This window comes from Alteromonas sp. C1M14 (assembly GCF_018860965.1).
Lineage (GTDB): Bacteria > Pseudomonadota > Gammaproteobacteria > Enterobacterales > Alteromonadaceae > Alteromonas.
This window is the reverse complement of sequence record NZ_JAHKQF010000015.1, coordinates 742,097-768,816: the sequence shown is the minus strand read 5'-3', so window position 1 is coordinate 768,816 and position 26,720 is coordinate 742,097. Positions and strand designations below refer to the sequence as shown.

Here is a 26,720-nt window from a genome sequence, read left to right as displayed (position 1 = left end):
GCCAGGTATGGGCAGCCTTTTTTAATGCCAGCGTTTTAAAATCAGTGACGTATTGATGCCGCCAAACGCAAAGTTGTTTGACATAACATAACCGGTGTCTATTTTGCGCCCGCCTGATCCCAGATAATCAAGATCCGCACATTGCTCATCAAGGGTGTTTAGGTTGATGGTAGGTGCGAACCACCCATCGTTCATCATGTTGATACTTGCCCAGGCTTCTATGGCTCCACAGGCTCCAAGGGTATGCCCTAGGTAACTTTTTAATGAGCTGATTGGTTTATATCCAAGTGCATTTTTGGTGGCAGTTGTCTCGGCAATATCACCAATTTGGGTTGCCGTGCCGTGTGCATTAACGTAGCCAATGTCACTGGCGTCAATGCCCGCATCTGTCATGGCGTCTTTCATTACCCGCTCCATCATATGAGATTGCGGTTGCGTAATATGATCGCCGTCAGAGTTGCATCCAAAGCCCACAACTTCGCCTAGTATTTTCGCTCCTCGTGCTTGGGCATGGGTCAACTCTTCGAGGATAAAGGTGCAAGCGCCTTCTCCGATAACCAATCCGTCGCGGTTGGCATCAAAAGGGCGGGGCGTTAATTCTGGCGTGTCATTTTTTAAGCTAGTGGCAAAGAGGGTGTCGAACACCGCGGCCTCAGTGGCGCAAAGCTCTTCGGCTCCGCCGGCTATCATGACCTTTTGCCGACCAAATTTAATGGCTTCGTAGGCATAGCCAATACCTTGGGAGCCAGAGGTACACGCTGAACTGGTGGTAATAATACGGCCTTTAACTGAAAAAAATACACCTATATTGACCGGGGCTGTATGGGCCATCATTTGTATATAGCTGGTGGCTGTTACGCCGCTCATCTCGCCGGTGTTCATCATGTTACCGAAGGCTTTAAGCGGTGTTGTTGAGCCGGTGGAAGAACCATAAGCAATGCCCGTATCACCATTAGTGAGGGTATCGGTGTTTAACAGTCCAGCTGCTTCCAGTGCGATTTCTGTGGCCCGGGTAGACATCAGTGATACACGTCCCATAGAACGGATTTTTTTGCGTTTATAATGAGAAGGCACCACAAAGTCGGTGACGGGGGCCGCTAAACGGGTTTGCATGCCATCAATAAACCCCCATTCCGGCATCACTTGTACGGCATTTTTTTCTGCGCGCAAGCCATGGGAAAACGCCGACCAACTATCTCCTAATGCGGTTACCGCTGATGTGCCGGTGATTACAACCCGTTTCATTATATCAAGCCTCCGTTCACTGAAATCACTTGGCGAGTAATATAAGCCGCTTCGTCAGACATCAGGAAGTTTACGGTGCTGGCAACCTCATTGACACTTCCTATTCGTCTAAGTGGTACCATTTTTAAGATTTCATCGGTGGGTAAATCTGCGGTCATTTCCGTTTCAATGAGCCCGGGTGCCACACAATTTACGGTGATCTTGCGCTTAGCTAATTCCAACGCTAGCGCTTTGGTTGCACCTATTACCCCGGCTTTGGCAGCACTGTAATTAACCTGACCGCGGTTTCCGGCAATCCCCGATACCGAAGACATGGTGACGATTCTGCCCCCTTGCTTAGCGCGTACCATGGGCATAGTGGTAGGATGAATAACGTTATAAAAACCTTCTAGTCCGGTCTTGATTACGCTATCCCAATCGTCTCCTTCCATGGCGGGGAAGGCCATGTCGCGGGTGGTACCGGCGTTGCAGACCACACCATAATAGGGGCCGTTGGCGTCTATATCGGCAACGATGGCCTGTTGGGTTTGTTCTCGATCACAGACATCAAATTGCAATACGGTGGCGGTTCTTCCCATTCCTTCGATGGCTTGTTTCACCGCTTCAGCTTGCTCCCTACGTTGTCGACAGTGTAGGGCGATATCGAATCCAGCGCTGGCAAGGCGAAGGGCAATGGCTTTACCAATGCCTCGGCTTGAGCCTGTGACTAGTACTCTTTTATTCATTCGATTCTTCGCTTATGTTGGTCAAACGGGCTGAAAGACATTCACTTTGGCCGAACTCACCCGGTTTTCCGATAGTGTAATGTGGCAATCGAAAACCCCAAGCCCACTTTCTTCTTGGAATAAACGTTGAACAGTAACCTGCAGTGAACAGCCGTTTTTATAAACGGGAATTGTACTGTTGTATTTGCGTGACCCCAATAGAAAACCGACCTTTTTTTCTCTACCCGCATCTAAATCATTGGCACCAGCAAACGCGGCAATGGTTTGAGCCATATATTCAATGCCAATATGAGAGGGTACACCATTAAGGGTGGGATCAAAAAATGGCGATGTTTCACTGATGCTAACTTCACACTGGGCGGATTCTTCGGTATAGGAATGCAACCGATTAATAAGGATCATCGGGGCTTCATGAGTCAGCACGTCTTCTACTTCATACGCTGTCATATACATGCTCCAGAATTAAACTGATGTTATTACCGCCAAAGGCGAAGGAGTTCGACATACAGTATTTGGGTTGGGTTACCGTTTGGGTCTCGACCAAGTCAAGTGCCGGTAAATTAGGATCTCCACAACGGGTATGATTTCTCGGTAGCTGAACCTGTTGTTGTTCGCTTTTCATCAATAGCCAGCAAAAGGCCGCTTCTAAGGCACCGGCGGCACCTAATGTATGGCCGGTAAGGTGTTTAGTTGAACTACAAGGCACCCCTGCACTAAACACGCGGGCTACCGCAGCGGATTCCATCTCATCATTTTTAACCGTAGCGGTACCGTGAAGATTTAAATAGCTTATATCCTTAGCTCGGCAGTCTGCGTCTCGCAGTGCACTGTTCATGGCGGCTTGGGCGCCGGCGCCTTCAGGATGAGGGCTAGAGATGTGGTAGGCGTCCGATGATTCACCGACGCCAGATAATGCGATCCCTTGGGGGTTTTTAGTCATAAAAAATAGCGCGGCTCCTTCGCCTAAATTAATCCCATCACGGTGGGCATCGAAGGGGCGACATATTCCTTTTGATACGGCTTCTAAGGCGCTAAAGCCATTTATCGGCAATCCGCTTAAGCTATCTACGCCGCCGCAAATGGCCGCGTCAATGATGCCGGCGCTAATAAGAGCGCGAGCGCTAGCTAAGGCTTTGGCTCCGGATGTACACGCTGTAGATACGGAATACACAGGACCTTTTGCATCACTCAAATAGGCAAGAAAATCGGCGGGGGCTGACATTTCCTGCTTACTGTAGTGGAAGCCATGGGGCCAATGTTGCTGTTGAAGAAAATGCGCTACAGCACTTTCACCGCTGGCAATACCGGATGTACTGGTGCCAATGATCACCCCAAGCCGTTGGGATGAATGCTGGGCTTTCCAGCTATCTACAGAATGGGAAATTTGCTGGTAGGCAGCCAAGGCAAGTTGGTTATTTCTGGATTGGTGACAGCTTGGGATAGCCTGCATAGGAGGTAAAGGGGCTGTCACTTCGCCCACCCACATCGGATGCTTCTCAACATGCCATTGGCTATTGCAAGTTAAATGGACAGGCTTGTGGTCGGGGGCGGTGAGCTTGTCACGCACACGGGTACTGTCTGCGCCCAGTGAGCAAACCACTCCCAATGTCTCCAGAGTAATAGGCATCGTTACTTAATGGTCTCCAACGAAATTTCATAGCCTTTATCGATATGTGAGATAAAGATCGTATCCCCGCTCTTCTTTATGTGTACGACAGCCTTGCCAGCCTGGGTGACTGCGCGGCTATCACCGGCTAGATGCACCGCTACCTCCGTGCCTTCTATATGCGCGTTAAGAACGGCTTCAGGCCATAGCGCCAGTTGAAGGTCGGCAATAATAAAGGATGGGGTTAAATTTTCCACCTCAAAATAGGTTTTCGCGGTTGTTCCTACTGTTGGTTGCCAAACCATGGTCATAATGGGTACGCCAGATAAGGTAAAGGCAGCAATGACAATACGCCCTTCGCTAAATTCGGTTTGCACCACGGCCTGTTTTGTTGTGTTGTTGTAATAAGCGGTAAGCAGCTCTGCACGGCTTGTCCCCCACAGTGACGCCGGGGGAGCAGAGAGTTGCAAATAGATCCCGTCACTTAGGCTAACCTTATTCTCGGTGTTGTGTGAAATTGGAGTACTTATACAGCCTGAAAGAAGGCTGAGGCTGATTAGGAACACAAGAAGTACAGAGGATCGGCCCATGATCACAGCTCTTTACATACACTGTGAAGCACCCGGAGTCGGCGTTCACTTTGGGCGACATAAGGGTTTGTTGTATCCCACGCATAGCCAGCTAAAATGGATGAAATCATGTCGCGCACCTTGTCCTGCTGGGCAGCAGAAAAGATAACTGTTTGAAATTCACCGGTGTACCACGCATTCACAAAGGTGCGGAAACAATCAATGCCTTGTTTTAACGGCTCGGCATACTCTTTTTCTAAATCCACAGACTCTCCGTGTAAAATTCGATCCACTAATGGCGCGATGAGTGAAGCAGAATGCAACGCGATGGTCACGCCAGAGGAAAAAACAGGATCTAAAAATTCACCGGCATTGCCAAGTAATGCGTAGCCTTTGCCATGAAGAGAACAAACGCTCGCGCTGTATCCTCCCAAGGTTTTTGCTTCTTGTTGCCATTGTGCATTCGCTAACAAAGGCTGCAGATTATCTGATTGTGCAACAAAACGCTGCAATGTGGCTAAGGGGGAGTTCTGACTTTGGATTTGCTCACTTAGCCCTACCACACCTAGGCTACAGGTGCCGTCAGAAAAAGGAATCAGCCAATACCAAATATCTTCATGTTGTGGATGTACCGAAATGAGGATCTTGTTACGATCAAAGCTCGGATCTGAAATGTTGTCTTCTACGTGGGTGAATATGGCCTTTCTGGTGGGCTGAGAGCTGGGACGATGAAGATCTAGAAGTCGAGGCAGTACTCGTCCAAAGCCGCTGGCATCCAATACGAATTGCGCTGAGACTTTGTAATCTCCAGCGTCGCCATTCACATCAAGCAGTTGTTTGTTATCGGAAAGTTCAACACGGGTAACCTGATGGCCAAATCGAATGTTTAAGCCTTTATTTTGGGCTTCATCGGCCAATAATTTATCGAAGGCAGCGCGTTTTACTTGGTAAGTGGTGCCCGGCCCCGGCGTGAACTTCTGATTAAAGTTAAAATGAGTTTGATGCCCATTTTTGGCAAATGCTGCACCGTCTTTAAACTGAAACCCGAGGTCTTTGGCATGGGCATGTAAGCGGTCAGTAAATCCAGCCGCCTCTAAATACACCATACTTTGGGGTAGCAAGCTTTCACCAATGCTGAAACGGGGAAAGTGGGATTTCTCTAATGCCAACACCCGCCAACCCGCCTGGGCTAACAAACTTCCCGCCAAAGCGCCGGCTGGGCCTGCGCCAATAATTACTACATCATAATCCTCTGTAGTCACGTAAATTCCTTTGTCACAAGTGGCGTTAAAATGAGCGTGAGCAGCACGCCAGTTAAGACAGTCAATCCTAGCTGGTGGATAGCCGGTGTTTGACTGAAGACTAATACGCCAAACACACTTAGGGAGGTTATGCCCGACAGTGTGATGGCAAACTGGGTATTGGGCTCACGGCCCTGACTTAAATAAAAAATAAGATAGTCGGCGGCAAGAGCAAGAATTAACATCACGGCAAGCAGATGAAATAAGGTGAGCATGGCGTCAATGCTAAAGCTTACAAGTAGTGCGCCGCCAACAATATTAACAAGGACAATAAGAGATAACAGCGCGCGGCCTATTCCATGGCGGGCAAAAATAACCACACAGATAATACCAAGGGTTATTAGGGCAATCATTGCTACATGATGAATAAGGCTAGCCATCGCTTGAGACAAGATAAGCACTTTGTCGTATTTCACCCCTTCCTCGAGATCCAAAGAGGCGCTGAATGCCGCTTCCGGCGCTAAGGTGACAGAAAACCACCCAGTTACCCCATCTGACTGTTCATAGATATGACTATCATAGAGGGTGCTTAACGGGGGGCGTGTAAAATCACTAGGCCTTAGCAGTGTCTCAGGGAGAGCAGGAATGGGCGCGGATACCCATTCGCTAACAGGAGAAAAAGTGCCCGTGTTTACCGCCTGCTGCCAATGTTGCCGATTTTTCAATTGCTGGGAAACCGGGGGGAGCCATAGGCTTATGGCATCGAAGCGTGCGCTCGGATAGTGTGTTTGTATTTGCGTAATAAGTTTGGCTTCTTTTTCCAGATACTGCTGTGCTGAAGAAGCGTGTACAAGGTAGCGCTGTTGATTGGCAAATAGGTATTGATAGTGAATGGCTTCCTGCTGTTTTAGCTGGGCGGAACTGGCATTAAGTACAGCGGGTGATTGCACAAAATGAGGCTGAAGGTAAGTCAATGCCAGTATGATTAGCAGTGTACTTATTGTCAGTAGGGTACGGGGTGAAACTTGACACAAAACACGGTTATAGCGCAACGAAAACCGAAAAAGTACACTGTTTTTAAAGGTGGGGGTTGCCGTCTCAGGCACCATCCACATGGCAAACCCCCACGCCGCCGTTAATCCGGCCACAACAAACACCGCAACCTGAATAAGCATTGAAACCCCAGTAAATAAGAAACTGCAATATCCCAGTACCGTGGTAACAAAACCTAAGGAAATGGCTGTCTTTATTGTTTTCAGATAGGGGCTTTTCTCACTATCTTGGTGAGCGATAACGTGGAGAGTATAGTCAACGGCGATACCAATAAGGGTAATACCAAAGACCAGAGCTAAAACATGTACGGTGGCAAACACCATCAGCAACACGCCAAAACCGGCAAGTATGGCAGCCAGTACCGATAAGTGAATATACATAAAGGTATAAAGGTTACGGAATGTGATGCCCATCACCACCACAAGAATCACCAAAGAAAGGGTACTAAATAGCGCCATTTCTTGCTTTGCTAGCTGGGTGTTTTCAGCATTGTGAAAAGGGGCGCCAGAATACATTAAATCAGCATTTGGATACGAGATTTGCCATTGTTTTAGGTGAGTAGCTAAGTGATCAAATTGCTGAATTTCTGTGTTTTCTTGACCCTGATAATCGAAGAAAATAAAAATCCGCGGGCCGCGTTCACCATTAACAATCAGATTGTCGTTGTCTAGGCTAAATAAGGTGGTTTGCTGTGTCATGTAAGCAAGAAACGCCGCCGTATTGAGGGTGGGATCTAAAGCCATTGAGGCTGATACAAATGGCGAGGCGGTTTCGGAAAGCCGAGTATAAAAATAACGAGAATAGTTTGCCGATGTTTGTAGAGCTTGGGAAAAGTGCGGACTTGTAATCAGCGGGCTATAAGGGGCGTAAAATTGCGCCAAGGTTTGCAGTTGTCTGTCAGGTTGCTGCTGTGACACAAAATGGTGTTCAGCTAGGTATTGATGTATGGCTGACAGCAGCGTTTTATTGCTGTCTGCACGAACAGAGATAATTCCTTGATGCATGGCCTGCGCAGAAAAATAGCGGTCTGCGTTAGCTTGGCGAGAATGACTGGCCGCGGGTAGAGCGGCGCGAATATCGGCATTGTATTGGGTGCGCTGTGTAATGACATCGTAGGCGGCAAACACCGTGCAACCGATTATTAAAATCAAATAAATCCATGGGCCTCGACCAAGCTTCATAGGGGACATATCACCGCGTTGGAGTTAAAGAGATAAGGGTGATATTGCCATCATTGTCGGTCATGGTAATGGTGGTTATGTGGGATTTTCCACACACTAAAAAACCTGCAAAAACCGAGGCGATGGAACGGGATTTCGGCTGCATAGACACGCAGTTAGGGCGGTTGGGCTCATCAGCAAAAGTAAAACTATTTGCTAACGCATCAAGATTACCGGTTAATAACTGCTGTATTAACGAGGCAAAGGGCTTGGCTTGGGGCATTTCTCTGCGACCGGCGGCTTCATCCCACAAAAAAACGTTTTGCTTTTCCATGGTCAAAGTTTGCGGCGCAGGAGCGAGGGTTTCCCAGACTAACTGCTCCTGATTAAGACGGTAGCGGCCACTGGAAACAAAGGGGTGTTTCAATATTGCCAAGTGTTTTTCTTGTGTGAAATCGCCTTGAGCTGGCAGCTCAACCTCTAAGGCAAGCCGTGCTTTGGCAGTATCAATACTGATGTCTTTTCCATACGCACAGACAGTGAGCAACCATAAGCAAACAAATACGGTAAATCGATGAATCATGACAGAACCTTTGCCAGTTTTTCGTGCAAGATTGCTGGGCTAGCAAATTGCATTTCTTCGCTAGCCATATCTACTGCAACCTGTACTGTGTAAGCTTTGGTCAGTGTTTTTTGCGTGGCTTTATCTTTGATTAAGTAATCAATCTTAAGCCGGTTTTCGGTTTCCTTTAGGTAGGCGGTCACTTCAATACGTTGGGTAAAACGGGCGGAACTGACGTATTTAATTTGCATATCGATAATCGGCCACAGGTAACCGGATGCATTCATTTGTATGTAGTCGTAGTCAAATAACCGCAGTAGTTCACAACGAGCAATCTCCATGTAGCGAGGGTAATTGCCATGCCAAACTACCTGCATGGGGTCGCAGTCATGAAACGGGATCTCTATCTCTACTTTGGCACTGAGCAAGCTATTACGACTGTTCATACAAACTCCAACGTTTACTTTCTATGGCCTCAACGGTAAAGCGCAGCAGTGCTTCTAATGGCCGGTCTTCGGTAAGAGGCTCAAAAAATGACACAACATCATCATACATAGCAATAACCGGTGGCGTGAGGGTGGATTTTTCTAATTCCCCTTGGGCAAAACGTAAACGTAGCCCCTGAACGGCGGCTAACAGCGTACTGGCCAAAACCTGCTCGGTAAGTTGTAAAACCCGTAACGCATCCCGTGATGCAATGGTTCCCATGCTCACTTTATCCTGATTATGGCACTCTGTAGAACGAGAGAATACGCTGGCAGGCATGGTATGTTTGAGGGCTTCTGCGGTATAGGCAGACGCGCCAATTTGCACTGCTTTAAAACCATGGTTAATAAAACGGGTGGCAGGATCAGCGCCGCTTAAGTTGGGTGCTAAACCATTATTGTAACGGGTGTCGACCAGTGAGGCGAGTTGCCTGTCGGCTAAATCAGCTTGATTGGCGACCAAGACTTTCAAGGTGTCCATGGCCATAGCAATGTGCCCACCATAGAAGTGCCCGCCATGAAGTACGTGCTCACCCTCACCATCAATCAGCGGGTTATCGTTGGCTGAATTGAGTTCATTTTCTATGAGTGTACGTAACCAAGGTAAAGCATCCGCTAAGGTACCAATAACATGGGGCGCACACCTTATAGAATAACGATCTTGTAAGCGGTGGGAATTTCTCGGATGGGTAAAATGGTTAAGATCGTGTTGGATCCAAGCGGCGATTTGCTGTTGTCCCCGATGGGGCTTGGCGGCAAACAGTTTATCATCAAAATGGTTGCTGTTCCCTTTTAGCGCCAAGCTGCACATCGCTGTAATACGGGTCATTAATTGCATTAAGTACTCAGCGCGACCAAAGGCTTCACAGGCTATGGCGGTCATGACGGCGGTACCATTCATGATAGCTAGCCCCTCTTTGGGGCGTAACTCGATAGGCGATAGTTGACGTTGTTTAAACGCATGGCTACTTTGACAGACGGTACCTTCAAAATACACGTCTCGTTCTCCGACTAGGGCGCCAGCAACGTAGGACAATGGGGTTAAATCTCCGCTTGCGCCCACCGAGCCTTCTTGGGGGATCCGTGGGACGATGTCGTGGTTAACCATATTAATTAGCAGGTGAAGCAGTTCCCAGCTCACCCCCGAGTATCCTTTCGACAGTGACGCCAGCCTAGCTGCTAAGATGGCACGTCCTTGAGATTGGGAAAAATACTCTCCCATTCCACAACCATGGAATCGAGACAAATGCAGGGGTAACGCTGGCACCAAGGAAGGAGGCACTGCGGTGGTCACCGAGTCGCCATAGCCGGTGGTCACGCCATAAATCACCCCATCTTCTTTTAAAAGCTTGTCGAGAAAAGCTAATGCCGCGTCGATTTTGCGGCAAAATGCTGAATTTTCTGACAGACTCACTGACGCCTTGCCAGAGGCGATGGCATTGACGTCTTCTATGGTAAGAGGATGCTCGCCAAAAACAACGGTAGGTTTGCCGTGCATACTAATTATTCTCCGTATTAGGTGACCGCGTGACAGATTCGTCTTGCTGCCAAAAATCATAAAAATTGAACCATTGCATAGGATATTGCCCGGCATAATGGGCAAGCCGCTGGGCGTAACGGGCAATCACCTCATCAAGATGCATGTGACGGTTTTTTCTTGGCAACGTGAGTAGGTCACTGAAATGCTCAAATATCATGTGATAGCCGTTGTTTTCTCGCAGGCAGAACAGCAAGTAAACTGGGCATTCCAGTAATGAAGCTAGAATAAAGGGGCCTTGGGAAAACGGCGCCGGTTGGCCCATGAAATCCACGTAACTGACTCTGCCAGACACTGACGCACTGGTACGATCGCCCACAATAACCAAAGACTCACCATCATCAATTTTATCTCGTAACTGGATCATCAACGCCGGTGTAATATTGCTGACTTCCATCATATTAATACTGACATCAGGATGGATTTTTTGCAGTAGGGTATTAAATTTAATGGCGTGCTGGGTAAACACCAGAACATTGATGGGGCTGGCGTACTTGTGGGCATTTAAGGCCCGACAGACTTCAAGGTTTCCTAGGTGGGAACCGATAAAAATGGCTCCCCGTCCCGAGGTTCGAATTTGCTGGAATAAGGCTTCATTGGTATAGGTGAGGTCGGCAATAGATAGCCGTCCAAGCCATGCGTCTATTTTGTCAAAAGCGGCGTTGGCGAAACATAAAAAATGTTTGTAACCACTCCAAAAACCCGTATTGACCTGTGGATTGAAGCGGGCGGCCCGATGCCTAAAAACCGCAGATGCATGGCGGGCTTGCTTACCGGATAAATAAAAATAAAATACCACCGGCGCCATGACACACATAAGAATACGCCTGCCGGCCACACGGTAGATACCCAGTAGGATCTGCATACCAACAAGGGTGCCCCGTTCTTGAATTTTAGACCAGTGTTGCGGTGCACTCATGACTGAAATTTACGCCCCAATAGTGAAGGAATTCGGCGCAGCATGCCGAAAAACAACCGGGTGTGCATCCACGAAATTAAAAGGTTGTCTTTAAACAGCTTAAAATGTGAAGCTCCATCTTCCGGGTAGGTAACCTTGGTCGGCCTAAAAATCACAGGTGTATTTTGCCAATACAAACGCACCAGGATCTCGATGTCGAAATCCATTCTTTTGCCCAATGGCACACGGCGTTGTAGCGAATCATAAGGGGCCAGCGGATAAACACGAAAACCACACATGGTGTCTTTTAATGCAAAAGAAAGGGTCTCGATGGTGACCCAAAAATGGGTGATGTAACGGCTGATAAAACGGTGTTTAGGAATGCTGTCATCAAAGACTGGCGCACCACTAATTACCGCTTTTGGGTTGTTCTGACTCAGGGCTAGCATGGGGGCAATATCGGCTAAGTTGTGTTGACCGTCAGCATCAATTTGAAGGGCGTGAGTAAAGCCTTGGGCATAAGCGGTATTCAGACCGGTTTGCACAGCACCACCTTTACCTTGATTGGTTTGATGGTGAACCAGGGTCAATAGCGGTGTATCTTGTTCTAACGCTTCTAGCACATCACGTGTTTTGTCACTACTTGCGTCATTGACCATAAATATGGGCAAATTAAACGGGGCCAATGTGCGCACCACCTCATGTATCTGCTGATGATGGTTATAGTTAGGTATGATGATGCAATACTTAGTCACGATATAAGATCACACGGCCGGAAGCATGTGTGCCCATTGATGAGGTGTAATTAAACAGGAACTTCTCGTCGCTTTTCTGCTCTAGCGAAAGGGTAATATGTGTCTGTGGCACAATCACCACTTGGAATTTCAGTACTTCTACCTGCTTTACCTGTGACGAACATAACGACAAGTAGGTTGCAGCATAGTGTTTTGCCCAGTCTAGCTGTACCACGCCCGGTAAAATCGGTTGCTCGGGGAAATGGCCGCGAAACCAATGCAAATTGGCCGGCACAAACAGATCGAGTTTTACTGATTCGGAGGACTGTTCACAGTTCACGAGTGTGGGCAATTTAGGGTAATGTTCAGACAAAAAGTGCCTCCAGAGATGAGTAAGATAATTTCCCTTGGGAATTAAATGGCAGTTCAGTAACAAAGCGCCATTTGCGAGGGAAGCAAACAGGCTCAAATCGCTCCGTAAGAAACTGTTTTAATTGGGTCACTAAAGCTCTTTTGCTGGCCGCCGATTGTGGGAGATAGTCTGGTTTGAGTTCAACCACAATGGCAAGACTGCGTTTTTCACCCGCTAGCTGTAGGAGTCGGCAACGATGAACTGCTCGGTGGTGTTGCAGGTGACGTTCCATGTCTTCCATGTCTAACCGTTTATCTTCCACCTTGGCTATTCTGTCAGTGCGACCAAGCAGGGTAAAGGTGCCGTTTTCTGTAATCTTGACGCGGTCGGCTAAGGTCGTCCAATCGTCGACCAAATAAGGTGAGCGAATGCGCAATGTTGCATCGTCTCCTGATGCCACTTCAATGCCAGCAAATGGTCGCCAACCCGTGTCGGTGCCGGTGATTTCTCGCCAAGCAATGCCCCCAGTTTCCGTACTGCCGTACACCTGGGTGGCTGGCAACGACAGTTGCTGGTACAAGGTTGTCGCGGCCTTATCGGGCAAAGGCGCCCCTGACGAAAATACCTTGTTCAGCTGTGCCTTATATCGAATAAGCAAGTTATCTTGCACTAGCCTCACCAAGAAGGCGGGGCTGGCTATCACAATCGCGTTTTCTATACGGGTAAGGGTTGCCGCCATATCTTCAGGGTATAAGTATTGAGGATAAATGGTCATGGACGAGGCAAGGGGCAACAATAATTTAAATAATAATCCGTACACGTGCTGATGAGATACGGTGCTTAATACGCCAGTGTTGCTTGGCGACGGGGTGGGAAAAAAGCTATTTATTAAACACGCCACTTCGGTATTGACCTGCCACCAATGCTTAACAATAGGTTTAGCCTTGCCCGTGGAGCCTGAAGTGAAAAAAATCAGCTTGCCAGTATGAGGCCAAAACAAGGTGTCATTGTGGGGCAGGGCATTTTCCCCGGCGTACTCGTCGATGCGTGAAAGAGGGGTATCTATGATTTTGTCGCCACAATAGGCACTGGCCAGTTTTGCCAATTCGGCGTGGGTTTGTGGCTGGTTGTTGGGCGGTAAAATAATATCGATGCTTTCCATGCCTAAGGCAAACAAGCGTACAGCAAATTCATAAGTGTCTTCACAGAACAAAAGTACGGTTTGATTGGCCAATGCCATCGTTTGCACTTTTTGCCTAAATGCGGTGATGTCTTGTTGCCAGGTTTGTGCATCCACAAACTGGTTATTTTTATAAAACAGTGCGCCGGTTAAGGGCAATAAGAGATTGGCCATCGTCATACTTTCATCACACATTTGCGAAATAAAAACTCCACTGCAAACAACACTCCCATGGCAATATAAGCAATAAAACCGTTATACAACATCCAACTTTGTAAGTCGCTGTACATGGCGGTATAACCGCTAATCAGCCCGTTTGCGATAAAAAACACGCACCAAATTGCAGTTACATTGCGGGTATAGCGTACCCCTGAAGAAGGCAAATTGGGCTGGTGTAATCTGGCTAAGCTTTCAATGATCGATGGCGGTTTAACCAAGGAGACCGCGAAAATAACAAGCAACATGAGATTGATGGCAATGGGATACAATTTAATGCCGGTTGCAGTATCGGCGAAAAAGCTCACCAGTAGAACCGGGATTGCTGCTAATGGAGCCCAAGTTAGCCAAGGCGACACTGATTGACTGGCAGCAGAAAACCACACCCTTAGCGCGACAGTGCAAAGAAGGATGCTAGCTAACGTTGCGGGAGACAGCACCTGTAAACCGAAATACACCACAAACGGGTATAGGGCTAACACAGCACCAATACCCCAGATGATGAGGGTTTTCACTCTGTTTAATTAAGTAGAGCGTGGAGTTCGGACAGAACATCGTCTACGGTGCGCACTTTTTTAAAGGCTTCCGCTTCAATTTTCTTACCGGTTAGCTCTCGCAATTTGACCACCAGATCGATGGCATCAATGCTATCTAGATCTAAATCCTCATAAAGATGCGCTTGGGTAGTGATTGCGTCTTCTTCAATTTCAAAGTCCTCGATGAGCACATCTTTGAGCATAGTAAAAAGTTCATCTTGTGTTTTCATCATGATTACTGCTTTTGTGATTCTATAAACGCCGCCAAATTATCGATGGTAGCAAAATGTTGTTTGGTATTTTCCGCATTGGCATCAATGCTAATAGCATATTGTTTTTTTATAGCCAAACCGAGCTCCAGTGCATCGATACTATCTAAACCTAAGCCATCAACAAAAAGCGGTTCATCGTTTTTAATATCCTCGGGGGTCATATCCTCTAGGTCGAGGGCGTCGATGATGAGCGTTTTTAATTCGAGTTTTAACTCACTCATATTGGTGTATTTCCTCTGAAAAAAAAGCTTGAAGCGAGCGGGTATAGCGCCGCGTTTCTTTTGTAATTACGTCACCTTCTATGGGTAACGGTGCATTATCTTTTATCTTGACCGAAAAGGTAAATCTCTTTTTTGGTACCTGGTACCAAGGTTTGTCTTTGGTGAGGGTAGATGGCGACACATCAATACCCAAGATCAAGGGCGTTGCACCGCATCGCACCGCAATATTGGCCGCCCCTCGTTGCAGTTTTGGGGGCTGTCCGGGGGTTGTGCGGGTGCCTTCGGGAAAGATAATCAGGTTGTTTCCAGCTGCTAATGACGCTTTGCAAGCACTTAGAACCGTTTCGGGGTCATCGTTGCTAATGTAGCCTGTGGCCTGGATCACACGGTTCATAAAAGGGTTGCGAAGCAATGACGCTTTAACCACACAATCTGCACTAGGCAAATAGGCAATAAGCACTACCACATCAATCAGCGATGGATGATTTGCCATCACCAGCTTGCCTTGTTGCTGGGCCAGTAAATGGGCATCAGGAACCTGAAAGTGACCCACGCCAACCCATTGCATTAAATTCACAAAAAAACGGAAGGTTCGGCTGACCCATTTTTTTGCCGCTTGCTGCTTTTTGTGTGGTTGTCGATAAATTATCGACAACAAAGGAAAAAGCGTGAAGGAAAGCACCAGGCCGCCAAGACCAAACACAGCAAAGCAAAAACCGGTTGCCAATACACGATAGGCATACGCTAAAAAAGCTATCATGGCGTGTATTTCCATTGCCAGTCTTGGCTTTGTGTTACCGTCTGTTGAGCACTAGAGATGTTTTGTCCAAACGCGACCGAAAATGGCACGGTTGTCGGTTGGGAGGTGGATGATGGAATTCGCGTTAACCGTACATTGGCTTTTAGCGTCGGTTCGATGATAAAAGCCAGGGCATGGCTTATCTGCCGTTCATCTTCAAAGTCGGCATAGCGGGAAGGCATTGCCTGATCTGCATGGACAAGCAATATTGGGGCTTGCTGTTGTTGCGCTTTGGCTATGGCATCGACGATGGCCATTGCAAGGGTGTCTTGTCCCGCGGCGATTGTTGTTGAAGGGGTCGTTGAGGCATTTAATATTGAAAATAAGCCCGCTACCGCATTATGCACCGATAAGCTAAACCCAGTAGGTGAAAGGGGATCGTTGTTTGCCAGGGTTTCTAATAACGATGACGTTTGGGTTAAATCGCCATGGCGAGAGCTAAACACCGTGGCTAAAGGCTGATTGTAGGCGGTACTGGTTTCATAGGCACAGTGTAAGGCCATCTTCATAAATGGCGATAATCTTCGTCTTTGCATAGCAGGCACCCACGGCAGTGTCGGCCAGCCTTTTTTATCCACGGCAATAGGATCGCCGGCCGCTTGGGGGAGGCTATCTGACTCATGGGCTTTCTGCCAATAAGTCATGTTGGTTAAATGAAAGGTTAAATCCATTGTCTATACATGCCAGTTTACCGAACAGAGACTATCCGTAATTTCCGTTAACTACTACGTAACTGCTTAAAAAGAGCGAAATCTTACCATTAGGGCGAGATACAGTCTATTGAAGCCACCTTAACGGGTGCCAGACATGAGCCCGGCTTTACGCCAAAAGCACTAAGGCAAGATTTTGATAAAATAAGATTTTTTTGTTCTATTTGGGGCGTTATTTTTAGGTGGGTAATAACATTAAATTTTAGTCTAGGGAGAAACTTAGGCACAAAAAAAGAAGCTGCGGTAAACCGCAGCTTCTTTTTATTCGGTTATCAATTCATTAAAAGCGGTATTCTACACCAATGCTTGCTTGTTTAAGATCAGTGTCAAAATCAGCATCATCGATGTCATCGGAGAAGGTATCCGCATCCATATCGGCGTCGTACACCGTGTATTCGGCATTGACTAGGAAGTTTTCGGTGATGTTGTACGACAGACCTGCGCCAATAAACAAGCTTTCGTCGTCATAGCTTCCCGATACCCCGGCTACGTCGTAGTCGGTTTCCCACCAGAGTTGTCCGGCTTTCGCATACACTGCAAATTTGTTGGTAATGGGTAATATCCCTTTTACTCCGGCCGTCCAACCATCGGTGTCGGCGCTTGAAATGTCGTTACCATAATCACCAAAGTCGATGGCAGAGCCTTCAACGGCGAAGTAACGATTGAAGCGATACCCCACAATACCTTGCAGAACGTCGTTGTCGTCATCAAAATCGTCATTGCCATCCACTTTTAGGTAACCGTAGTTACCACCAACATAGAATCCAGGATCATCCTGCCACGGTGTATCTAAAGACTGTGAAAAAGCGGCAGTGGAAGTCAGTGAGGTTAGCGCTGCAATGCCCGCGAAGATTGGAAGTGATTTTTTCATCCTAAATGTCCTCTTTTTAGATTAACTTAATTGAATGGAACACATTATCTATTTCAATCCTCATGCCATTTGGGTTGTTTGAAAATTGGACGAAATAAGGGAGGTAAACCTTAAATTTGTGGGAATAGTGAACAGGGAAAACAAAGAGCGTGAAACAGATGCAAAATGTTTGTAGGGTTTACAAGGCGTATTGAGACGCAGTGGTGTAAAACATTAACGCGGAGATAGGGTGAGCACGATAATTCGACATGCGATAGATTTATATCCTGCAGGTAGCTTAGTGGAAAATGCTCAGCCATCAACGGAATTTATCACTACAAATCGGGAAGGTGAAATGTCGGTGGTGGGGGCTGATAAACCCGAACTGACGCTGGTGGCTCCACCGCGTCAGAAGCGCAACGGCACCGCTATTTTACTGTGCCCAGGGGGTGGCTACGAGCGCTTGGCGATGGATAAAGAAGGATTTCATGTAGCGTCGCGATTAGCGCACAGGGGGATCACAGTATTTGTTTTGAAATATCGTTTGCCCTGTGCCAACCGTATGCCTAACCCGTCAGTTGGGCCAATAGAAGATGCCCAACAAGCGATATGGACTATCCGTTCACAGGCTGCGCATTTTGCTATTGATGAAGCCAAAGTGGGGGTAATGGGGTTTTCTGCAGGAGGGCATCTTGCCGCTACTTTATCTACCTGGTTTAAAAAACCACAGCGAGAGCATTATGGGAAAAAAAGGCTGCGGCCCGATTTTCAGATACTGATTTACCCCGTTATATCTATGGAAAACGGAATAACCCACTTAGGTTCACGTCATGCGCTGCTAGGGCAAAATCCATCTCACCAACAGGTGGAGGAATTTTGTGCTCACAAGCAGGTGACCAGCAATACACCGCAAGCATTTATCGTACATGCCAACGATGATAAGTCGGTGCCTGTGGCAAATGCGCTCTGTTTTCATCAGGCACTTGTAGAAAAGCGGGTGCCCGTTCAGATGTTACTTTTACCCAAAGGTGGGCATGGTTTTGGTGTCCATAACCAGACCGATTGGCTGGCTAACTTAGCCGAGTGGCTTGCCATTCAAGGTTATGGGGACTAAACAGCAAAGCAAAAAAAAGCCCGATAAAATCGGGCTTTTTTAATTGAGTAAGCACTTAAAGGGTGAAGGCAAATAAAGCCGACCCTGCTTCGTGATAGTCAACCGCCATGGCAATAGACAGTAAGGTAATATTGAGTATAGAAAAACCAAATACCTGACGTGCCCAGCCATTAACATCGATATCGGGACGATAGCCGCGCAGCGCCATTAGCAGCCACCAAAAGCTGGTGGTGGCAGCAACAGCCATAAAACCTATGCCTGTATAACCGCTAATGGGAAGCAACAAGGTAACCAAGGCAAATACGGCAATGTATAGCACTATGTGACGCTTGGCTTTGCTGATCCCTTCAGCTACGGGCAGTACAGGTATTCCTGCTGCTTCGTAGTCATCAAAACGGAAAATCGCGATGGCATAAGAATGGGGCATTTGCCACAAACTAAACATCACTAGCAAAATCGCTGCCGCGGCATCAAATTGGCCGCTTACCGCACAATACCCCACAACAGGAGGGACTGCGCCAGATAGACTACCTACCAAGGTGCCATAGACTGAGTTGCGTTTCATATATAGGCTGTATATGCCTACGTACACCACATAGCCTAGAGCTGCGAAGAACACGGCGGTGGCATTGGTAAAAAACGCTAACAGGCTGAACCCCATGATGCCTAACACCACACCATGCCAGAATGCTGCTCTAACAGACATTTCGCCAGTGACGGTCACCCGCGAGCGGGTGCGAGCCATCTTAGCGTCAATATCTCGGTCAATGCAGTTGTTGATTGCACACCCAGAGGCCACAACCAAAGACAAACCAACGAGCGTTGCCGCCATCAGTACGAGATCAATATCTCCCCGAGAAGCCAGTAAGAAACCGCCGGCTACGGAAATCAGATTGCCCATTATGATGCCAGGCTTAGTCACAGTTAAGTAACGACGAAACATGGGGTGTATTCTCCCGTTCACAGTATTCACCGTGCGTAAGATGCACTAGCCGAAGCTAGTACATCATCATCGCGTTGGACTCGTAAATGATCCAGACCGACAAACCTACCACCATAAAGATGATAAGGGCGCTGAACAAAAACGAGATTGTGCTGGCTTTGCCGTCTTCAGTGACAAAATTCAGATGTAAGAAGTATTTCAAATGTACCCAGATTTGCACCAAGGCCATAGTAACAATACTCCAGATGGTGGTGGTTTTTGAAAACTCACCTTCCATCACCATCCAAAACGGGATCGCAGTTAATATCACTGATAATACGAACCCTATGATGTAAGACTTCGCATCACCATGATCTGCAGCGTGAGCATTATGTTGACTCATTACACAGCCCCCATCAGATAAACAACGGTGAAAACACAAATCCAAACAATGTCCAAGAAGTGCCAGAATAAACTTAAGCAGCTAAGACGGGTTACTGTTTGGTCACCTAAACCTCGACGCAGAACTTCAATCATCATGATTGTCATCCAAATCAAGCCCGAGGTAACGTGCAAGCCGTGTAAGCCAACTAATGAGAAAAATGCGGTTAAAAATGCACTTTCTTGTGGGCCATTACCATGCACGATAAGGTGATGGAATTCATAGACTTCCATACCAATAAAGACAACACCGAATACCCAGGTAACCGCCAGCCAAAGCAAGGTGCCTGACTTGTTTTGTTTATGGGCAGCGATCATGGCGAAGCCGAAGGTAATACTACTCAATAATAGAGCAGCAGTTTCTACAGCAACGAAATCCAATTCGAAGATATCTTTTCCAGATACTCCGCCTGCCGTGTTCATAAACAACACGGCGTAGGTGGCAAAGAAAGAAGCAAACAACAAGCAATCGGTCATCAAATAGATCCAGAAACCAAACACATTGTTGTTTTCGTGATGCTCGTGCTCGTGATGCATATCAGCGGCTACTGTACTCATGCCTTCACTCCTTTAGATGCTGCAGTTAAGTGTGCATCTTCAATTCGTTCTACTTCATCAGGCTGCACGTAGTAATCCACATCGCTGGTATAACAGCGTTTAATGAATACTGCGATTGCGCCAACAAAACCGATAATTGCCAGCCACCAAATGTGCCAGATCATGGCGAAACACATGGTAGTTAGACCTGCACTCATCAATACCCCAGCAGAGGTGTTTTTAGGCATATGAATCGGTTCATATTTATCTAAGCGCTGATAAGATTCACCCCGTTCTTTCATATCAGTCCAAGCATCAATATCTTTGATGTGTGGAATGTGAGCGAAGTTATAGAACTGAGGCGGCGACGCTGTTGACCATTCAAGAGTATGGCCGTTCCACGGATCTCCAGTTGTATCTTTCAGTTGTTCGCGGTTTTTGAAGCTAACGAACAATTGTAATAACTGGAAGAAAATACCAAAGGCAATAACCAAGGCGCCAAAGGCAGCAATGTACAGCCAGATATTCCAATCCGGGTTATCGGTGTGGTTTAGGCGACGGGTCATCCCCATAAAGCCAAGAACATACAACGGCATAAAGGCAAGCATAAAGCCTATTTGCCAGCACCAGAACGAGTATTTACCTAAACGCTCATCCAGTTTAAAGCCCATGGCTTTAGGGAACCAGAAAGCGAAGCCAGCCAGATAGCCAAATACCGCACCACCGATAATGGTGTTGTGGAAGTGGGCAATCAAAAACAGACTATTGTGCAGTACATAGTCCGCACCTGGGATGGCCAATAGAACACCTGTCATGCCGCCAATGGTGAAGGTAACCATGAAGCCTAACGTCCACAATACAGGCACACCAATGATCAAACGGCCGCGATACATGGTAAATAGCCAGTTGAACAGTTTGACCCCGGTGGGCACCGCAATAACCATGGTCATGATACCGAAGAAGGCGTTAACGTTGGCGCTTGAGCCCATAGTGAAGAAATGGTGTAACCACACGATGAAACCAAGAATTGCAATGGCGCCAGAGGCATAAACCATTGATTTATAGCCAAACAAACGCTTGCCTGTAAAGGTAGAAATAATTTCTGAGAAGATACCAAAAGCTGGCAACACCAGAATATATACTTCAGGGTGTCCCCATGCCCAGAACAAGTTGATGTACATCATGGAGTTACCGCCAGCTTCATTGGTGAAGAAGTGGAAATCCATGTAGCGATCAAGGGTTAACATGGCAAGTACCGCAGTCAAAATTGGGAATGACGCGGCAATGAGGATGTTAGCCCAAGTACAAGTCCAGGTGAAAATTGGCATTTGCATTAATTTCATGCCCGGCGCACGCATTTTAATAACGGTGACTAAGAAGTTAACCGCAGTCAGCAGCGTTCCGAGCCCAGATATCTGCAATGCCCATATGTAATAGTCCACACCGACCCCGGGACTAAACTCCAGCCCAGCAAGTGGCGGGTAGGCTACCCAACCGGTTTTCGCAAATTCACCCAAACCTAAAGAAATATTAACCAAGATGGCACCACCGGCGGTTAGCCAGAAGCTAAGGTTATTCAGGAAGGGGAAGGCTACATCACGTGCACCAATCTGCAGTGGCAACACAATGTTCATCAGACCAATCATAAATGGCATGGCCATGAAGATGATCATAATTACACCGTGAGCGGTGAAGATTTGGTCGTAGTGCTCAGGCGGTAGATAACCTTCTGCACCGTTAGTGGCAACCGCAAGTTGGGTACGCATCATAATGGCATCAGCGAAACCACGCAGTAGCATGATCATGGCTAAAATGATGTACATAACACCAAGGCGCTTATGGTCTATGGATGTGATCCAATCATTCCACAGTGTTCCCCACTGCTTCGCTTTTGTGATCAGTACGGCAAGTACGAGGCCAAGAAGCGCTACCACACCCAAGGTAATCATAATAATGGGTTCGTGGTAGGGCACTGCCTCTATGGATAATTTACCTAAAAAAGACATAGTTACTCTTCAACTCCCATATGATGGCCTTCATGCTTACCGGAAACTGCGTTTTTCGGCTTGCTGTAGAAGTCCATAGAACCGTGATCTTTCATGTATTTCATGACGATCTCGTGGAACAGACCATCACTTACGTCACCAAAATAGGTGACCGGGTGATATTCCGTGGGTTCTGCCAGTGTTTTATAGCTTTCAGACGTGAGTGACCCGCCTTGCTGCTTCACCTTTGCTACCCAAGCGTCGAAATCCGCTTCGGTGGGCGTTGCAATCGTATTGAATTTCATGCCCGTAAAACCCGCACCGCTATAGTTTGAGGAGATACCCTTGTAGGTACCAGGCTCATTCGCGATAAGATGAAGTTTGGTTTCCATGCCGGCCATTGAATAGATTTGACTACCCAATTGTGGAATGAAAAATGAATTCATCGTGCCTTCGGATGTGATCTTAAATGCGATGGGTTTGTTGGCTGGTATAACCAACTCGTTCACTGTGGCAATACCTTGTTCCGGATAAATAAACAACCATTTCCAGTTCAACGAGACCACTTCAACAGTGAGGTGCTCGCCTTTGTCCTTTAATGGTGCATAAGGATCCAGCGCATGGGTAGATTGCCAAGTAATTACGCCCAAAGCGATGACGATAAGAATTGGAATTGACCATACCGTGGCTTCGATTTTGGTCGAATGCGCCCACTTCGGGGTGTAGACCTCAAAATCACGGCTGGCGCGATATTTCCACGCAAAATACAGTGTCAGCACAATGACCGGAATAACAACGATAAGCATCAGAATCGTACACAGAATGATCAGGTTCTTTTCTTCGATGCCTACCTGTCCTTTCGGATCAAGTACACCACCGCTGCAACCGGCTAGTAATAGCACGATTGTGGCAAAAGCTAATTTAGAAAGGTTACGAATAGACAAAACCATGTTCCTATAACCCGGGTTTAACGTTATTGCCGTCTAAAGACGACACGCATGTTTTTTCGATAGCGATTATCGAAGATTTTCAGATAAGTGAATGCGCTAGACAGCCTAAATGAAGGGCGTTAAGCGCAGTGCGATGTGGCTTAAACAGCAATATTACTTGCTAGCAAAACCACATCATTTTTCACTTATCAGAAGGCGGTGCCCTACAGCCAAATTGTTGTACAAAAGGTTGGCGGTAGTTGTCATAAATGACTAAAAGAGGGTCAGGTGATTCGATAATTACTTTACGAACCGCTTGGGTTCGAACTAATCGAATGCCTATAAAACTGATGAGCAGCAGCGGAGTGTATAAATGCAAGGCATGCTGTACTAATGCGAGGGAATGAGGCTCTACTACAAGGTTGTCATGAAGTGCACCTACAAATTCTGATGAATCTGCCATGGTGCCACTGATGATTAGCACAACATTGAAAATAAGAATGAGACTGGCCAGCCATAGCAGTACCCCAACACATTTTGTGCTGTCGAGGGCTATTCGGTTCATCGAATAATCATTTGCTTGGCCTTGGGTCGTAACCATCTTTACTGAAAAATCCTCACCAGATACTGCTATTAGACGTTTTAAAAGTAATCTGCATGTATTGCTTGGGCGTCAGAGACTAGTGAAAAACATCGTCATACTCAAGAGGAAGGAAAATAAGAAACGACGGTGGCTAGGTGAATTGTTTATATTATGTTAACAGGATTTACATAAATTAAACTCAGTACATGTAGTTGATCTAAGTCAACTAATAACAGTCTGTAGCGAACGTGCTGCAATCAGCGCCGTTATAGCGATATTATTATGTAATTTTACCACTATCCTAAGGTTTCGAAGAAGCCTCAGTTTGTAAGAATTTCCATATTTAACAATAATGAAACAACCGATAAAACCACATATTTTCACGCTAAATGGAAAACCTAGAGGGATTGAAACTGTATTGGCAGTTCAAAAAGTAATCATTAGTAAAGTTTTGGCCTATAGGGCTTTGCAAATACGTTTAGTAGAGTAAGTCCGAAACGTATAAAAATTGCACTATGTCAGATTAAAATTTCATAGACCCAAAAGCTACTGGCAAAGCTGAGCAATTCTTTATAGACTTCGCGTTTTACAACAAGTTCCTGATGAACCGTGGTAAACAATAAAGAACCCAAAAGAGGTTTGACCGCTAGACAGACATTAGGAGAGCAATAATAAGGGTTCATAGAATGTCGTTACAAAAAGTGGGTTTGGTAGGCTGGCGTGGAATGGTCGGTTCTGTCCTTATGCAGCGCATGCAACAGGAAAATGATTTTTCCTTTATTGAGCCAACCTTTTTCACTACCTCACAAAAAGGTAAGGCTGCCCCCGACTTTGCTAATAAAGCCTGTGGTGTACTTGAAGATGCTTACGATATAGACGCGTTAGCTACCCAAGATATCATCGTGACGTGTCAGGGTGGCGATTATACCAAAGCCGTTTATACCAAATTACGTGATGCCGGTTGGCAAGGGTACTGGATAGATGCGGCATCAGCACTGCGCATGAGTGATGATGCAGTCATTGTGCTTGATCCGGTAAACCGCAAAGAAATTGATAAAGGTATTACCGCGGATGTAAAAACCTTTGTCGGTGGTAACTGCACAGTATCATTGATGCTGATGGCATTAGGCGGACTTTTTGAAAAGGACCTTGTGGAATGGGCGTCCCCCATGACTTACCAAGCCGCTTCGGGTTCTGGCGCCAAACATATGCGCGAACTGCTTGTGCAAATGGGTGCTGTACACGGACATGTTGAAGCGTTACTTGCTGACCCTGCAAGTGCCATCTTGGATATCGATAAACAAGTGGCCGAGTTTATTCGTTCGGATGAAAACCCTACCGCACAGTTTGGTGTTCCATTAGCCGGCAGTTTGATTCCCTATATCGATAGTCAGCTACCCTCCGGTCAAAGCCGTGAAGAATGGAAGGCACAAGCCGAGGCGAATAAAATTCTTGGTTTAGAGGATTCGCCAGTACCCATTGATGGGTTATGTGTTCGGGTAGGTGCAATGCGTTGCCACAGCCAAGCCATCACCTTGAAGTTAAAACAAGACATGACCGTTGAAGAAATTCAACAGATACTGGCGAGCCATAACGAGTGGGTAAATGTTATCGATGATGACAGAGAGCTGACCATGCAAGAGCTCACGCCCGCAAAAGTAACTGGTACATTATCGGTGCCGGTGGGTCGGATCCGTAAGTTGAATATGGGCCCACAATACATTTCAGCGTTTACCGTTGGCGATCAACTCTTGTGGGGAGCGGCAGAGCCTTTACGCAGAATGTTGCGTATCTTATTGGAAAAATAAGCCCTCAGAGTTGTCGTGCTAAACGACAAAAAGGCACCCCAGTGTACACTGGGGTGCCTTTTTTCATGGGCTGATAAAACTAATTCTTCTCTTTTTTATCTATCGCTTCTTGTGCGGCCTCGGCATCTAGATCTGTAATCACCACTTTGCCGGCGTTGATAGCTTGTATCTCTCTGATGCGTTGTAATGTTTCTAACTGAGTGGCGGGAAAACGGGCGCCCAATCGTACTTTTTCGGATATGCTCTCACCCAAGGAGTTTTCGACGCTAGACATACCACCATCGCCGTTAGGTTGGGAAGCTCGCACGGCGTCCAATATGGCTGAACCATTTATCATATTGGAACCGCCATATTCACGGGTGCCACCGGTTAAGTTTGCCAGTTGCCAGTCTTTATTGGCAAATTTCAACTCATCGGCATCGAGAATTTCCGTGTACATCTCGTCTTCTAGGAAGTCGAGTAAATGATCCTTAAGCTTTTGTGCATCGTTGTCGAAAAAGACAAAGTTGCGTTCATAAAAGACCGATACTTTGCCGTCGTAGTAGGTACCCCGGTTCGAGTTAACAAACTCGGTTGCGGCTTGCTCTAATTGGCGCCATACATTTTCCCCGGTAAAGGCTTTAGGCTGAATGCTGGGACCGCCGATATTTCCTTGAAATAACCCATAAATTACCAACGGATTTTGGGGGTACTTCTCTTTTAAAATGGTGAATTGGATGTCATCTAAACTTAACGGAATACCTGCCACATTAAGGCTTTTTTTTGCCAGAATGGAATCGCTATTACCGTAATTAAGTAGTCGCTTTATGCTGCCAGAGGGAGAGGCTTTTGCCATTTCATCCAGTAAGGTGAAATTATACAGATTGAGCCAATAGGCAAGTTGTTCATTGCGACTAAGGTATTTTAATGGGACCACAGAAGGTAATGCTTCCAGGCTGTCTTGCAAGGTGGTGAGGATGCCGGAGACTTCGTCATCTTGTAACGACTTAAAATAAAAACGGTTGCCCTCCAGCGCAGTAAGGCGGTTAACCCGTGCCTTGATGCGGCTACCGGTGTTTTGCGTACGAGGAACTTTTTCGCGGGTAGAGCGCCCCACATCTAACACTTGGGATTGCAAAAACACATCTAAGTCATCGTAAGTTACTTCAAGGTTTGCGCTATCATCATCGCCCCGAAAAGGGGATGGAATTTTCTTTTCATCGGCAAAGGTCGGATTACTCCCCACCAAACATAACGATACAACGAGTAGTCGAAGGGTTTTCATCGCAATTCCTTTTTATGCTGAAAATGACTATGTAGAGTATTTATAAGCTGAATAAAAAAATACTTCAAGGGCTTAATGTTTTAAACAAAAGCACCATAGTACAGGGAATTCTTGATGCTGACGGTGAAGGCAAACGTTTCATATATGTGGTATCACAGTCAGCAATACAGAATGTTCAAAATAGGC

The 26,720-nt window shown here is 46.7% G+C and carries 29 protein-coding genes; 2 read left to right on the top strand and 27 right to left on the bottom strand.

The features are described 5' to 3' along the window. Nucleotides 1–21 precede the first annotated feature (21 nt). The 20 genes from KO501_RS15665 to KO501_RS15570 all read right to left on the bottom strand — a co-directional run bounded on the left by KO501_RS15665 (nucleotide 22) and on the right by KO501_RS15570 (nucleotide 16,972). Nucleotides 22–1,245 carry a beta-ketoacyl-ACP synthase gene (locus tag KO501_RS15665; protein ID WP_216030591.1) on the bottom strand — a complete coding sequence of 408 codons (1,224 nt, stop codon included), beginning with the start codon at nucleotides 1,243–1,245 and terminating at the stop codon, nucleotides 22–24. Then, nucleotides 1,245–1,970 carry a 3-oxoacyl-ACP reductase FabG gene (gene fabG / locus KO501_RS15660; protein WP_216030590.1) on the bottom strand — a complete coding sequence of 242 codons (726 nt, stop codon included), beginning with the start codon at nucleotides 1,968–1,970 and terminating at the stop codon, nucleotides 1,245–1,247. The genes KO501_RS15665 and fabG overlap by 1 nt, the downstream gene beginning before the upstream one ends. Nucleotides 1,971–1,991: 21 nt before the next feature. After that, complete coding sequence (locus KO501_RS15655; RefSeq protein WP_216030589.1) at nucleotides 1,992–2,417, bottom strand: 3-hydroxylacyl-ACP dehydratase; 426 nt, start codon at nucleotides 2,415–2,417, stop codon at nucleotides 1,992–1,994. Then, on the bottom strand, nucleotides 2,404–3,597 hold the full coding sequence (locus tag KO501_RS15650; protein WP_216030588.1) for a beta-ketoacyl-ACP synthase: 1,194 nt from the start codon (nucleotides 3,595–3,597) through the stop codon (nucleotides 2,404–2,406). The genes KO501_RS15655 and KO501_RS15650 overlap by 14 nt, the downstream gene beginning before the upstream one ends. A 2-nt stretch (nucleotides 3,598–3,599) precedes the next feature. Next, entirely contained in the window at nucleotides 3,600–4,046 is a 447-nt protein-coding gene (locus tag KO501_RS15645) for a DUF3261 domain-containing protein (protein WP_216030587.1), read from the bottom strand. 122 nt (nucleotides 4,047–4,168) lie between these two features. Beyond that, nucleotides 4,169–5,407 carry an NAD(P)/FAD-dependent oxidoreductase gene (locus KO501_RS15640; protein WP_216030586.1) on the bottom strand — a complete coding sequence of 413 codons (1,239 nt, stop codon included), beginning with the start codon at nucleotides 5,405–5,407 and terminating at the stop codon, nucleotides 4,169–4,171. Then, entirely contained in the window at nucleotides 5,404–7,620 is a 2,217-nt protein-coding gene (locus tag KO501_RS15635; RefSeq protein WP_216030585.1) for an MMPL family transporter, read from the bottom strand. The genes KO501_RS15640 and KO501_RS15635 overlap by 4 nt, the downstream gene beginning before the upstream one ends. Before the next feature lie 10 nt (nucleotides 7,621–7,630). Then, a complete protein-coding gene (locus KO501_RS15630; protein ID WP_216030584.1) occupies nucleotides 7,631–8,182 on the bottom strand; it encodes an outer membrane lipoprotein carrier protein LolA in 552 nt (183 codons plus the stop codon). Beyond that, the gene (locus KO501_RS15625) at nucleotides 8,179–8,607 is read right to left on the bottom strand and encodes an acyl-CoA thioesterase (protein ID WP_216030583.1); all 429 of its coding nucleotides are present in this window, start codon (nucleotides 8,605–8,607) and stop codon (nucleotides 8,179–8,181) included. The genes KO501_RS15630 and KO501_RS15625 overlap by 4 nt, the downstream gene beginning before the upstream one ends. Continuing rightward, nucleotides 8,594–10,144 (bottom strand): aromatic amino acid ammonia-lyase, encoded by a 1,551-nt coding sequence (locus KO501_RS15620; RefSeq protein ID WP_216030582.1) that lies wholly within the window; start codon nucleotides 10,142–10,144, stop codon nucleotides 8,594–8,596. The genes KO501_RS15625 and KO501_RS15620 overlap by 14 nt, the downstream gene beginning before the upstream one ends. Before the next feature lies 1 nt (nucleotide 10,145). After that, nucleotides 10,146–11,102 carry an acyltransferase gene (locus KO501_RS15615; protein WP_216030581.1) on the bottom strand — a complete coding sequence of 319 codons (957 nt, stop codon included), beginning with the start codon at nucleotides 11,100–11,102 and terminating at the stop codon, nucleotides 10,146–10,148. After that, entirely contained in the window at nucleotides 11,099–11,836 is a 738-nt protein-coding gene (locus KO501_RS15610) for a glycosyltransferase family 2 protein (RefSeq protein ID WP_216030580.1), read from the bottom strand. The genes KO501_RS15615 and KO501_RS15610 overlap by 4 nt, the downstream gene beginning before the upstream one ends. Then, nucleotides 11,829–12,188, bottom strand: a complete 360-nt coding sequence (locus tag KO501_RS15605; RefSeq protein ID WP_216030579.1) for a thioester dehydrase — start codon at nucleotides 12,186–12,188, stop codon at nucleotides 11,829–11,831. Before KO501_RS15605 ends, KO501_RS15610 begins: the two co-directional genes overlap by 8 nt. Further along, nucleotides 12,181–13,521: an AMP-binding protein gene (locus KO501_RS15600; RefSeq protein WP_216030578.1), complete on the bottom strand. Its 1,341-nt coding sequence runs from the start codon at nucleotides 13,519–13,521 to the stop codon at nucleotides 12,181–12,183. Before KO501_RS15600 ends, KO501_RS15605 begins: the two co-directional genes overlap by 8 nt. A gap of 2 nt (nucleotides 13,522–13,523) precedes the next feature. Then, on the bottom strand, nucleotides 13,524–14,078 hold the full coding sequence (locus KO501_RS15595; protein ID WP_216030577.1) for a hypothetical protein: 555 nt from the start codon (nucleotides 14,076–14,078) through the stop codon (nucleotides 13,524–13,526). A 5-nt stretch (nucleotides 14,079–14,083) separates the two neighbouring features. Beyond that, entirely contained in the window at nucleotides 14,084–14,329 is a 246-nt protein-coding gene (locus tag KO501_RS15590; RefSeq protein ID WP_216030660.1) for an acyl carrier protein, read from the bottom strand. Between the two features lie 5 nt (nucleotides 14,330–14,334). Further along, complete coding sequence (locus tag KO501_RS15585) at nucleotides 14,335–14,592, bottom strand: phosphopantetheine-binding protein (RefSeq protein ID WP_216030576.1); 258 nt, start codon at nucleotides 14,590–14,592, stop codon at nucleotides 14,335–14,337. Next, entirely contained in the window at nucleotides 14,585–15,352 is a 768-nt protein-coding gene (locus tag KO501_RS15580) for a lysophospholipid acyltransferase family protein (protein WP_216030575.1), read from the bottom strand. The genes KO501_RS15585 and KO501_RS15580 overlap by 8 nt, the downstream gene beginning before the upstream one ends. Next, complete coding sequence (locus KO501_RS15575; RefSeq protein WP_216030574.1) at nucleotides 15,349–16,062, bottom strand: beta-ketoacyl synthase chain length factor; 714 nt, start codon at nucleotides 16,060–16,062, stop codon at nucleotides 15,349–15,351. Before KO501_RS15575 ends, KO501_RS15580 begins: the two co-directional genes overlap by 4 nt. Before the next feature lie 319 nt (nucleotides 16,063–16,381). Beyond that, nucleotides 16,382–16,972, bottom strand: coding sequence for a porin family protein (locus tag KO501_RS15570; RefSeq protein ID WP_216030573.1), 591 nt, complete (start codon nucleotides 16,970–16,972; stop codon nucleotides 16,382–16,384). 229 nt (nucleotides 16,973–17,201) lie between these two features. Between KO501_RS15570 and KO501_RS15565 the strand changes: the two genes are divergently transcribed. Beyond that, nucleotides 17,202–18,065: an alpha/beta hydrolase gene (locus KO501_RS15565; RefSeq protein ID WP_216030572.1), complete on the top strand. Its 864-nt coding sequence runs from the start codon at nucleotides 17,202–17,204 to the stop codon at nucleotides 18,063–18,065. Between the two features lie 55 nt (nucleotides 18,066–18,120). On the opposite strand, the gene cyoE is transcribed toward KO501_RS15565, so the two are convergent. From cyoE to KO501_RS15535, 6 genes are all read right to left on the bottom strand, one after another. Then, nucleotides 18,121–19,008: a heme o synthase gene (gene cyoE / locus KO501_RS15560; RefSeq protein ID WP_216030659.1), complete on the bottom strand. Its 888-nt coding sequence runs from the start codon at nucleotides 19,006–19,008 to the stop codon at nucleotides 18,121–18,123. A 55-nt stretch (nucleotides 19,009–19,063) separates the two neighbouring features. After that, nucleotides 19,064–19,390 carry a cytochrome o ubiquinol oxidase subunit IV gene (gene cyoD / locus KO501_RS15555; protein ID WP_216030571.1) on the bottom strand — a complete coding sequence of 109 codons (327 nt, stop codon included), beginning with the start codon at nucleotides 19,388–19,390 and terminating at the stop codon, nucleotides 19,064–19,066. After that, entirely contained in the window at nucleotides 19,390–19,986 is a 597-nt protein-coding gene (cyoC, locus tag KO501_RS15550; protein WP_216030570.1) for a cytochrome o ubiquinol oxidase subunit III, read from the bottom strand. Before cyoC ends, cyoD begins: the two co-directional genes overlap by 1 nt. Then, nucleotides 19,983–21,971 (bottom strand): cytochrome o ubiquinol oxidase subunit I, encoded by a 1,989-nt coding sequence (gene cyoB, locus KO501_RS15545; RefSeq protein WP_216030569.1) that lies wholly within the window; start codon nucleotides 21,969–21,971, stop codon nucleotides 19,983–19,985. Before cyoB ends, cyoC begins: the two co-directional genes overlap by 4 nt. A 2-nt stretch (nucleotides 21,972–21,973) precedes the next feature. Continuing rightward, complete coding sequence (gene cyoA / locus KO501_RS15540; protein WP_216030568.1) at nucleotides 21,974–22,894, bottom strand: ubiquinol oxidase subunit II; 921 nt, start codon at nucleotides 22,892–22,894, stop codon at nucleotides 21,974–21,976. Between the two features lie 187 nt (nucleotides 22,895–23,081). Continuing rightward, a complete protein-coding gene (locus tag KO501_RS15535) occupies nucleotides 23,082–23,480 on the bottom strand; it encodes a hypothetical protein (protein ID WP_216030567.1) in 399 nt (132 codons plus the stop codon). A gap of 668 nt (nucleotides 23,481–24,148) precedes the next feature. Between KO501_RS15535 and asd the strand changes: the two genes are divergently transcribed. After that, entirely contained in the window at nucleotides 24,149–25,270 is a 1,122-nt protein-coding gene (gene asd, locus KO501_RS15530; protein ID WP_216030566.1) for an aspartate-semialdehyde dehydrogenase, read from the top strand. Between the two features lie 79 nt (nucleotides 25,271–25,349). On the opposite strand, the gene KO501_RS15525 is transcribed toward asd, so the two are convergent. Then, a complete protein-coding gene (locus KO501_RS15525) occupies nucleotides 25,350–26,534 on the bottom strand; it encodes a DUF547 domain-containing protein (RefSeq protein ID WP_216030565.1) in 1,185 nt (394 codons plus the stop codon). Nucleotides 26,535–26,720: the final 186 nt, after the last annotated feature.

Bases quoted from the DNA above. Each gene is read 5' to 3' on its own strand.
- cyoE (WP_216030659.1), bottom strand. From the start codon at position 19,008: ATGTTTCGTCGTTACTTAACTGTGACTAAGCCTGGCATCATAATGGGC.
- KO501_RS15665 (WP_216030591.1), bottom strand. From the start codon at position 1,245: ATGAAACGGGTTGTAATCACCGGCACATCAGCGGTAACCGCATTAGGA.
- KO501_RS15585 (WP_216030576.1), bottom strand. From the start codon at position 14,592: ATGAGTGAGTTAAAACTCGAATTAAAAACGCTCATCATCGACGCCCTC.
- KO501_RS15620 (WP_216030582.1), bottom strand. From the start codon at position 10,144: ATGCACGGCAAACCTACCGTTGTTTTTGGCGAGCATCCTCTTACCATA.
- KO501_RS15535 (WP_216030567.1), bottom strand. From the start codon at position 23,480: ATGGTTACGACCCAAGGCCAAGCAAATGATTATTCGATGAACCGAATA.
- fabG (WP_216030590.1), bottom strand. From the start codon at position 1,970: ATGAATAAAAGAGTACTAGTCACAGGCTCAAGCCGAGGCATTGGTAAA.
- KO501_RS15525 (WP_216030565.1), bottom strand. From the start codon at position 26,534: ATGAAAACCCTTCGACTACTCGTTGTATCGTTATGTTTGGTGGGGAGT.
- KO501_RS15580 (WP_216030575.1), bottom strand. From the start codon at position 15,352: ATGATAGCTTTTTTAGCGTATGCCTATCGTGTATTGGCAACCGGTTTT.
- KO501_RS15630 (WP_216030584.1), bottom strand. From the start codon at position 8,182: ATGATTCATCGATTTACCGTATTTGTTTGCTTATGGTTGCTCACTGTC.
- KO501_RS15650 (WP_216030588.1), bottom strand. From the start codon at position 3,597: ATGCCTATTACTCTGGAGACATTGGGAGTGGTTTGCTCACTGGGCGCA.
- cyoB (WP_216030569.1), bottom strand. From the start codon at position 21,971: ATGTCTTTTTTAGGTAAATTATCCATAGAGGCAGTGCCCTACCACGAA.
- cyoD (WP_216030571.1), bottom strand. From the start codon at position 19,390: ATGAGTCAACATAATGCTCACGCTGCAGATCATGGTGATGCGAAGTCT.
- cyoC (WP_216030570.1), bottom strand. From the start codon at position 19,986: ATGAGTACAGTAGCCGCTGATATGCATCACGAGCACGAGCATCACGAA.
- KO501_RS15575 (WP_216030574.1), bottom strand. From the start codon at position 16,062: ATGGATTTAACCTTTCATTTAACCAACATGACTTATTGGCAGAAAGCC.
- asd (WP_216030566.1), top strand. From the start codon at position 24,149: ATGTCGTTACAAAAAGTGGGTTTGGTAGGCTGGCGTGGAATGGTCGGT.
- KO501_RS15590 (WP_216030660.1), bottom strand. From the start codon at position 14,329: ATGAAAACACAAGATGAACTTTTTACTATGCTCAAAGATGTGCTCATC.
- KO501_RS15625 (WP_216030583.1), bottom strand. From the start codon at position 8,607: ATGAACAGTCGTAATAGCTTGCTCAGTGCCAAAGTAGAGATAGAGATC.
- KO501_RS15615 (WP_216030581.1), bottom strand. From the start codon at position 11,102: ATGAGTGCACCGCAACACTGGTCTAAAATTCAAGAACGGGGCACCCTT.
- KO501_RS15600 (WP_216030578.1), bottom strand. From the start codon at position 13,521: ATGGCCAATCTCTTATTGCCCTTAACCGGCGCACTGTTTTATAAAAAT.
- KO501_RS15655 (WP_216030589.1), bottom strand. From the start codon at position 2,417: ATGACAGCGTATGAAGTAGAAGACGTGCTGACTCATGAAGCCCCGATG.
- KO501_RS15570 (WP_216030573.1), bottom strand. From the start codon at position 16,972: ATGAAAAAATCACTTCCAATCTTCGCGGGCATTGCAGCGCTAACCTCA.
- KO501_RS15635 (WP_216030585.1), bottom strand. From the start codon at position 7,620: ATGAAGCTTGGTCGAGGCCCATGGATTTATTTGATTTTAATAATCGGT.